Consider the following 8,392-nt stretch of genomic DNA (forward strand, 5'->3'; position numbering starts at 1 on the left):
AGTGTACCCTTAAAGCGGGCCATTAAAATAGAAAAGCTTGTTAAAAAAATATTTTCCGGAACAAGGGGCTTAACCTGAGCAAAAGCCTGGGAATCTGTAATTACCATAGCCGGCTCTTTTTTTAAGGAAGCAAGAGTATAAGGAAGATTTTCTACACTGGTACAGACTGGAATGGCTCCCCCGTCAAGAATATCCCTTAAGGCAATCTGCTGGGGAAGAATAAGACGGCCCTGGGGAGCTGCCTTATCTATAGGAATAACCAGGACAACAAAATCCTGACTCTTAAGTAAATCCCTTACAAAAGGTCTGGCCTGGTCAGAGGGTCTTAAAGATGCAAGCTTGTCCTTAAGAAGATTAATATTTGTATTTTCCCTGGCACTTACTAAAATGCTGCATTCCTTAAAACGGGTAAAAAGGGGATTGTCATTTTTACTAAGGTTGTCAGATTTTGTAAAGACAACAATATATGGAAGGGACCTTTTATTAAACTCTTCAAGAAGATTTTCTTCCTGGGGAATAAGTTCTCCCTCACTGCAGTCTTTTACAAAAACAGCTATCTGGGCAGAGTCCAGAATCCTCTTTGTTTTTTCTACACGAAGCTGGCCAAGACTGCCCTGGTCATCAATGCCCGGAGTATCGATTATTACCACAGGACCTAAGGGTAAGATTTCCATGGATTTTTTTACAGGGTCTGTGGTTGTTCCCTTTACAGGAGAAACTATACTCATATCCTGACTTGTTACGGCATTCACCAGGGAAGATTTACCTGCATTGCGTTTTCCAAAAAAAGCGATTGTTACTCTGGGTAATGAATTCTCCAAGACAAGCCTCCTAAAACCTAAAGTCCCTGCTGCTGGAATTTTTTATGGCTTCAATATGTTCAAGGGCAATCTGCCTGACTTTTTCTTTAGGAATGTTTTTAAGTTCCCTTTCTATCATTTTAAAACCTGTGGCCTTTGTTTTTTCACTGGCATAATCTGTAAGGTATTCAGTTAAAGTCATAAGGGCATTTGGATGACAGCAATTAAGAATCTGACCATTCTTACACAGGCTCATAAACCTGTCACCAGTTCTTCCTTCACGATAACAGGCTGTACAGAAAGAAGGAATGTGATTGTTTTCCATAAGCCAGCAGACAACTTCATCAAGGGTACGCTGATCACTTACATCAAACTGTTCCGTGTCATGGGGACGGTCGGCCTGAGTATAACCACCAACGCTGGTTCTTGAAGCCCCGGAAATCTGACTGATACCAAGATTAAGGGCAGCCTTACGGACAGATTCACTTTCCCTGGTAGAAATTATCATGCCAGTATATGGCACTGCAATTCTTATACAGGCAATAATCTTTTTAAACATTTCATCAGGAATTGAATTATCAAAAACTTCCGGGTTTATATCATCAGCGTGTTTTACCCGGGGAACACTTATGGTATGAGGACCTACTCCGTGAAGGGCTTCAAGATGTTCAGCATGCATAAGGAGACCTGCAAATTCATAACGGTAACTTTCAAGACCAAAAAGAACACCTAAACCAACATCATCAATTCCCCCGGCCATAGCTCTGTCCATAGCTTCTGTGTGCCAGGCATAATCATGCTTAGGACCAGTGGGATGGAGTTCTTCATAAGAGCTGCGGTTATAAGTCTCCTGAAAAAGAATATAGGTACCGATTCCTGCATCATGGAGCTTTTTGTAATTTTCTACAGTAGTTGCAGCAATGTTTACGTTTACCCTGCGGATTGCACCGTTTTTATGTTTAATGGAATAAATTGTCTTTATACTTTCAAGAATGTATTCAAGGGGATTGTTTACAGGGTCTTCTCCAGCTTCTATGGCAAGACGCTTGTGGCCCATATCCTGAAGGGCAATTACTTCCTTACGAATCTCTTCCTGAGTAAGCTTTTTTCTGGCAATACTTTTATTCTTAAGATGATAGGGACAATAAAGACAGCCGTTTACACAATAATTGGAAAGATAAAGGGGAGCAAATAAAACAATTCTGTTTCCGTAAAAGGCCTGCTTGATTTCTTCTGCAATCTCAAACATACGCTTAACCCTTGCAGGATCATCGCAGGCAAGCAGAAGGGAAGCTTCTTTATGACTAAGCCCCTGACAGTGACAGCCGCTGCCTGATTTTTTAGGACGGGCTTTTTCTAAAATAGAATCAACTAAATCAAGATTATTTTTGTTTTCATCAGCCCAGGCTAAAGTCTGGAGGATTTCTTCATCATTAATAAATTCATCAGCAGATAAAGATTTTGGATTGTACACAGCCATAGGCAAAATATAAAACCATGAATAAATTTATTCAACAGAAGGATTTTGTATTTAAAGGCACTTTTTTATGCTGAATAAAAATTCAACTTACAGGATCTCCCCGGTCTACTACAATCTCATAACCGGCAGCAGCAAAGTCTTTTTTAATAAGGTCAAGTTCCTGAGCACTTTCTGAACCAGTGCAGGCCTTCTTGTTATAAAGGCTGTATTTTTTTCTTACGGAAAGGGGGCTTAAGTTTGGCATAATAACATTGGCTCCACTAAGGATTCCATTTAAGCGGCCATTAGGGCTTAAAGTAGAAAGAGCTGTGGTAGACGGAAGAAGAATATCCGGCTTAATTATCCTTATAATAGATAAAAGATAACAGGTAAGCTCTGCACTCCCAGCCTTATAGTCTGCAAAAGGAGTATCACTATGGGGAATAAAGGGCCCGATTCCGCACATCTGGGGTTTAAAATCTTCTATAAACTTAAGGTCCTGGGCAAGTTCCCTGGGAGTCTGAAAGGGTGAACCCACCATAAAGCCCGCCCCGGTTACAAAAGCAGCTTCCCTTAAATTTTTAAGGCATTCCATTCGATTTGTAAAAGACATAAAGGAAGGATGAAGTTTTGCATAATGAAGGGGGTCTGCAGTCTCGTGACGTAAAAGATAACGGTCTGCCCCTGCCCTGTGTAAGGCCCGGTAACTTTCTAAAGACCTCTCTCCTATAGAAAGGGTTACTGCACAATCATTATGCTTTTCTTTTATAGACATTATAATAGAAGAAAGTATGTCATCCGTAAAATAAGTGTCCTCTCCTCCCTGAAGAACAAAAGTCCTGAAGCCAAGTTCATAACCCTGATTACAAGAGTCCAGTATTTCTTCAGGACTAAGGCGGTATCTCTGACATTTAAGATTGCTTTTTCTGATTCCGCAGTAGAGACAGTCATTTTTACAGATGTTTGTAAATTCAATAAGACCCCTGATATAAACTGAATTGCCGTAATACTTTTTTCTAAGAGCCAGGGCTTCTTTACGTAAATATTCAGCGGCCTCAGGGGAATAATTCTTTATGAGAGATTCATATTCTTCTATAGAAAGACTGTGGTCAGAGCATAATTTATCTGCAATATGATAAAAATCTTCCATATAAATGCTTTCTCCTGAATTTACACCGCATTTTACCCTTAGTAAGGATTATTCTCAATAATATGATTCCTTTTGCCAAAACAAAAGCTTTACCTGCCCCCTTTACGAGAAATTTAAAAATTCCGTGTTAAAATTAAAGTTAAGATAATCTCTAAGCGGAGTTTTATATGAAGAAATCTAGTTTAGTTTTGGAAATCAGCTGGAAAATGGCCCTTGTTGTTATTTTTGGCATGACACTTTCTGCTTTTATCAGCATTAAAAGTGTTTCTAAGGATGTAAGGGAAACATTCGTTCAGAGTCAGAAAAAGATGATAGACCAGCTTGATGATTCAATTAAGTTCAGAAACAGCATTAACATGCAGCAGTTAAGAAGCTACACCATGCTGGACGAAACAGGCCGCACTTCCAGGGACCCTGAAGAGATCCAGGCCATGCTTGTTAAAAAATCTGCTTTAAGGCAAAAGACTTTTACAAATCTTGCTTACCTGGACTATGAAAGCGGTAATGCCTACTATGACGACGGAAGAATTGAAGATGTTTCTTCTACAGAATACTTTAAAAAAATGAAGGGAGAAAATCTTTCCCAGTATTATGGTCAGCCTTTTGGAAATACTGCCTCTGACGTGCTTCTTCCTGTTTGTAAGGCAACTGAACCAAAAAAGTCAGACGGCTCTACCCATATTGGATGTTTTACTGCCTATGTTGCCCGTTCATTTTTTGATGACATTATTGAAGAAGACAAGGATGGTCTTACTTCTGCCAGCGGATTTACAGCAGTTCTTACGGAAGAAGGAAAGCTTCTTATGGCATCAGACCGTGGCTACATAATGACAAAGAAATTTGATGAACTTCCGGGAATCTCTTTAAATAGTTCAACAGAAGACAATGTTTCTGACACTATAAGCACTAAAAGCTTTAGCCTTAACGGTAAACCATATATTTCTTTTCAGAAAAAGGGAGGCTTTACATCTACCACCCTTATCTCTGCCCTTCCTGTAAAAAAGATAAACTCTACTTCGGACATTCTTGTTAAGGCCATGGTTACTACCAGCGTACTTTGTGCAATCTTAATTATTGCCGGTGCCTGTGTATTCCTTTTACTGGGATTAAGGCCCCTTAAAAAGCTTAACAGAAAAATGCGTTCCATTGCTGACGGAAATGCTGACCTTACCAGCAGACTTCCTTCTGCAAGCAAAAACGAAATCGGACAGATTACCCAAAGCTTTAACATGGTAATGGAAAAACTTCAGGAAGTAATTAAAAATATTGCTTCGTCAAAAGATTCAATTACAATTGCTTCCGGAAATTTAACTGAATGTACAAACAGCACTGATACGGAAATCGACAAGCTTACTAAGGCAATCGTTAACATGCAGACAAAAATGATTGGTCAGGAAAACCGTGTTGCATCTACATCTGATTCTACAAAGAAAATTTCTGAATCAATTCACCAGCTGGAAAGCCTTATTGAAGAACAGAACTCAGCATCTAACAAAGCTTCTACTGCAGTTGAACAAATGGTTGGAAACATTCAGTCCGTTTATGAATCAACAGAAAACATGACTACTGCCTTTGAAAAACTTAAGGAGAATTCAGAAAAGGGACTTGAGGCAAACATTACAGTAAAACAGAAAGTAGAAGATGTAGAAGCCCAGTCAAAGAATCTTGAAGAAGCAAATAAAATCATCTCCCACATTGCAGGACAGACTAACCTTCTTTCTATGAATGCTGCAATTGAAGCAGCCCATGCAGGAGAAGCAGGCCGGGGATTTGCTGTAGTTGCAGAAGAAATCCGTAAACTGGCAGAAGATTCTTCAAAGCAGTCCAAGTCCATTAAAAAACAGATACAGAATATCTCTGCCTTAATTGCAGAAATTGTAGAAGCAGCAGCCCTTGCAGATTCCATTAACGTTAATACAGAAAACATGATGCAGGAAACTACAAGGCTTGTTGAATCAATTAAAACTGCAATGTCAGAACAATCTTTAGGAAATACACAGATTCTTGATTCACTTAGAACCATGTCCCAGAAAGCATCTGATGTAAAAGCTGCATCTGAGGCTATGAGTCAGAACAATGAAAGTGTTAAAGAAGAAATCCAGCTTCTTAATCAGGAAACCGGAGACATGAAGGCTGCCCTTTCTCAAACAGCAGAAGTTGCTGATGAAGTAATAGAAATAAAGAACAGCCTTATGAATGTTGCCGACAATACAGGCAGTGCAGTAAAAGGAATTGCAGAAAAAATCGACGGATTTAAATTCTAAAAATAAGCTACTTGCAGTCCCTGAATAAAAGGCCAAAAATCCTTCTTACGATGGGACCTGCAAAAAGCAGCTGCCAGAATGCAGCCATTGGATAATTAAAAGCAGTAGTTTCAAGCCAGACAGAAATCGTATCCTTATTAAAACCACCCTTAAAAAATACAGTTGCAGCAAAACTCATCAAAGGACACATAAACCAGACAGAACAAATTGAAATTGAAAGAACAATAAAAATTGGATTGTCCTTCTGTGGATTAAAAAGTTTAAAAGTAATTTTTTTAGCAAGTGGGCCTGCAATTATCATATCAAGAACAAATGCAACAGGCATCATAATCGGAAGTTCATGAAAGGCATTTAAGAAAACAGCATTATTCATTCCACCGCAGGCAAGGGCGATGTTGTAGCAGATCATGGCATATACCATAACAAAAACCATGATGATTGTAAAAATGATTTCCTGGAATAAATTTCTAGGCATAAAAAAAGCTCCTGTGGCCGGTCCAATATTCAGTTACCCGGCCTAGATAAAAATCTGATTGCGGATAACTATGCAAACCTGCACATGAGCATGTAAAGAAATTAAAAATATTTCTTTATAAGATTAGCAACCTTAAAATAAGTGAAGGGATTGTATCAAAAATATTTTTTTTGTGTAATAGCCCCCGGATTTTTTTTACTTAAAGGCTGCATGTTTTTTTAGGGATTCAATATAGCTTTTTGCATAACGGGAAGGAGTTAGATTCTTTTTTATAAGATAACCAATTGTCATGGAATCCTTTACATCCAGAGGCCTGGCTATAATTTCCTTACCATTCAGCTGCTGACTGATAATACCGGAACAAAAAGTATAACCATTAAGACCGATTAACAAATTAAAAAGAGTTGCCCTGTCCCTGACCTTAATGCTTTTGGGACAGTCAAAATCAATTTCTGACAAAGGCTCTTCTGCATAATAAAAGGAATTATAATCTCCCTGCTCGTAAGTTAAATATGGATAGTCAGATAAATCCGACAGCTGAATCTTTTCTTTTTTTGCCAGAGGATTTTTTTTAGAAATAAAAACATGAAGGCCTGTTGTTAAAAAGGGAGTAAAAACAAGATTGTTCTTTTTTATAAGCTTGTTAATTACGTCCTTGTTTCTTGAACTGATATAAATAACTCCAACTTCACTTTTTAAGTGGGCAACATCTTCTATAATCTCGTGAGTCTGGGTTTCCCTTAAAGTAAAATCATACTGATTGCCGCCAAACTCCCTTATGACATCTACAAAGGCATTTACTGCAAAAGAATAATGCTGACAGCTTACAGAAAAAATCGTATTTGAATCCGGCAGTCCCTTAAAACGCTCTTCCAGTAAAGAAGCCTGATCCAGAACCTGGCGGGCATAGGACAAAAACTCATCCCCTTCGTTGGTAACAAGAACACCCTTGTTGGAACGAATAAAAATACTGATACCCATTTCTTCTTCAAGATCATGAATAGCTGCCGTAAGACTTGGCTGGGAAATAAAAAGCTTTCTTGAAGCCTCAGTAATATTTTTTGCATCTGCAACTGCAACTGCATACTTTAACTGCTGTAAGGTCATATAAAAATCTTAGCCTATATATCTTTTTTTTGCCATAGGTAAAAACTATTGCCACACATCTAAAAATAGTATTTTTCATTAAAGCTTACTTTGTCTATATTTGTAAAAGATTTTTTAAAAGGAGAAAGTCTTATGGCTTACAAAACAGGTGTACTGGGATTTCCAAGAATCGGAAAGAACAGGGAATTAAAATTTGCAGTAGAAAAGTATTTTAAAAATGAACTTTCTATTAATGATTTGGAAAAAACAGCAGCAGAATTAAGAAAGTACGGATGGGATAAACAGAAAGAAAATAAAATGGATTTTATTCCTTCAAATGATTTTTCTTTTTATGACAATGTTCTTGATACAGCATTTTTATTTAATGCCCTTCCTGCCCGCTACATGAACCTTAACTTAAGCCAGGCAGAAAAATATTTTGCAGCAGCCCACGGCTATCAGGGAGAAGCAGGAGACGTAAAAGCCCTTCCTATGAAAAAGTGGTTTAATACCAACTACCACTACATTGTACCTGAACTTTGTGATCAGACAAAAATCTCTCTGGCAGAAAACAATAAAGTTTGCAGGGAATATTCAGAAGCTAAAGCCCAGGGCTTTGATACAATACCTGTAATCACAGGACCATTTACCTTCCTTAAGCTTGCCAGCTATACAGGAAAAAAATCTGCAGCTGACTTTGCAGAAGAGTTTACAGCAGCCTACATCCAGCTTGCAAAAGAACTGGAGGCTAAAGGATGCCAGTGGATTGCCCTTGCAGAACCATATCTTGTAATGGATTTAATATCTCAGGACAAAGATTTATTTGATAAGATTTACAAAAAACTTATTCAGACAGTTAAAGCAGAATGCAAAATCAAAGTATGCCTCCAGACTTTCTTTGGAGATGTAAGGGATATTTACAGCCAGCTTGATCAGTATGGTTTTGACGGAATCGCCCTGGACTTTGTAGAAGGAAAAGAAAACCTTAAACTTTTAGCATCAGGATTCCCTAAGGATACCCTTCTTTTTGCAGGAATTGTAAACGGAAAGAACATCTGGAGATGTAACTACGAAAGTAAAAACAAGCTCCTTGAAGAAATTAAAAAATATGTAAAAGAAGAAAACATTGTTATTACAAGTTCATGTTCCCTTCTTCAC

7 protein-coding genes are annotated in these 8,392 nt (G+C 38.1%); 2 read left to right on the forward strand and 5 right to left on the reverse strand.

The features are described 5' to 3' along the window. From hydF to hydE, 3 genes are all read right to left on the reverse strand, one after another. A partial coding sequence (hydF, locus tag K6D58_RS04155; protein ID WP_296827932.1) for a [FeFe] hydrogenase H-cluster maturation GTPase HydF occupies positions 1–821 on the reverse strand: 821 nt, incomplete at its 3' end. A gap of 10 nt (positions 822–831) precedes the next feature. Further along, the gene (gene hydG / locus K6D58_RS04160) at positions 832–2,280 is read right to left on the reverse strand and encodes a [FeFe] hydrogenase H-cluster radical SAM maturase HydG (protein WP_296827935.1); all 1,449 of its coding nucleotides are present in this window, start codon (positions 2,278–2,280) and stop codon (positions 832–834) included. A gap of 82 nt (positions 2,281–2,362) precedes the next feature. Continuing rightward, on the reverse strand, positions 2,363–3,409 hold the full coding sequence (gene hydE / locus K6D58_RS04165) for a [FeFe] hydrogenase H-cluster radical SAM maturase HydE (protein WP_296827937.1): 1,047 nt from the start codon (positions 3,407–3,409) through the stop codon (positions 2,363–2,365). A 167-nt stretch (positions 3,410–3,576) separates the two neighbouring features. Between hydE and K6D58_RS04170 the strand changes: the two genes are divergently transcribed. Next, the gene (locus tag K6D58_RS04170) at positions 3,577–5,673 is read left to right on the forward strand and encodes a methyl-accepting chemotaxis protein (RefSeq protein ID WP_296827940.1); all 2,097 of its coding nucleotides are present in this window, start codon (positions 3,577–3,579) and stop codon (positions 5,671–5,673) included. Positions 5,674–5,680: 7 nt separating this feature from the next. Here the strand turns inward: K6D58_RS04170 and K6D58_RS04175 are convergent, their stop codons facing one another. Beyond that, a complete protein-coding gene (locus K6D58_RS04175) occupies positions 5,681–6,148 on the reverse strand; it encodes a DUF2798 domain-containing protein (protein ID WP_296827942.1) in 468 nt (155 codons plus the stop codon). 195 nt (positions 6,149–6,343) lie between these two features. Next, complete coding sequence (locus K6D58_RS04180) at positions 6,344–7,255, reverse strand: LysR family transcriptional regulator (RefSeq protein ID WP_296827944.1); 912 nt, start codon at positions 7,253–7,255, stop codon at positions 6,344–6,346. Positions 7,256–7,387: 132 nt separating this feature from the next. On the opposite strand from K6D58_RS04180, the gene K6D58_RS04185 reads away from it, so the two are divergent. After that, positions 7,388–8,392: uroporphyrinogen decarboxylase/cobalamine-independent methonine synthase family protein (locus tag K6D58_RS04185; protein ID WP_486389750.1), on the forward strand; the 1,005-nt coding region annotated here is incomplete at its 3' end.

The sequence above is a fragment of the Treponema sp. genome, assembly GCF_024696245.1.
Classification (GTDB): domain Bacteria; phylum Spirochaetota; class Spirochaetia; order Treponematales; family Treponemataceae; genus Treponema_D.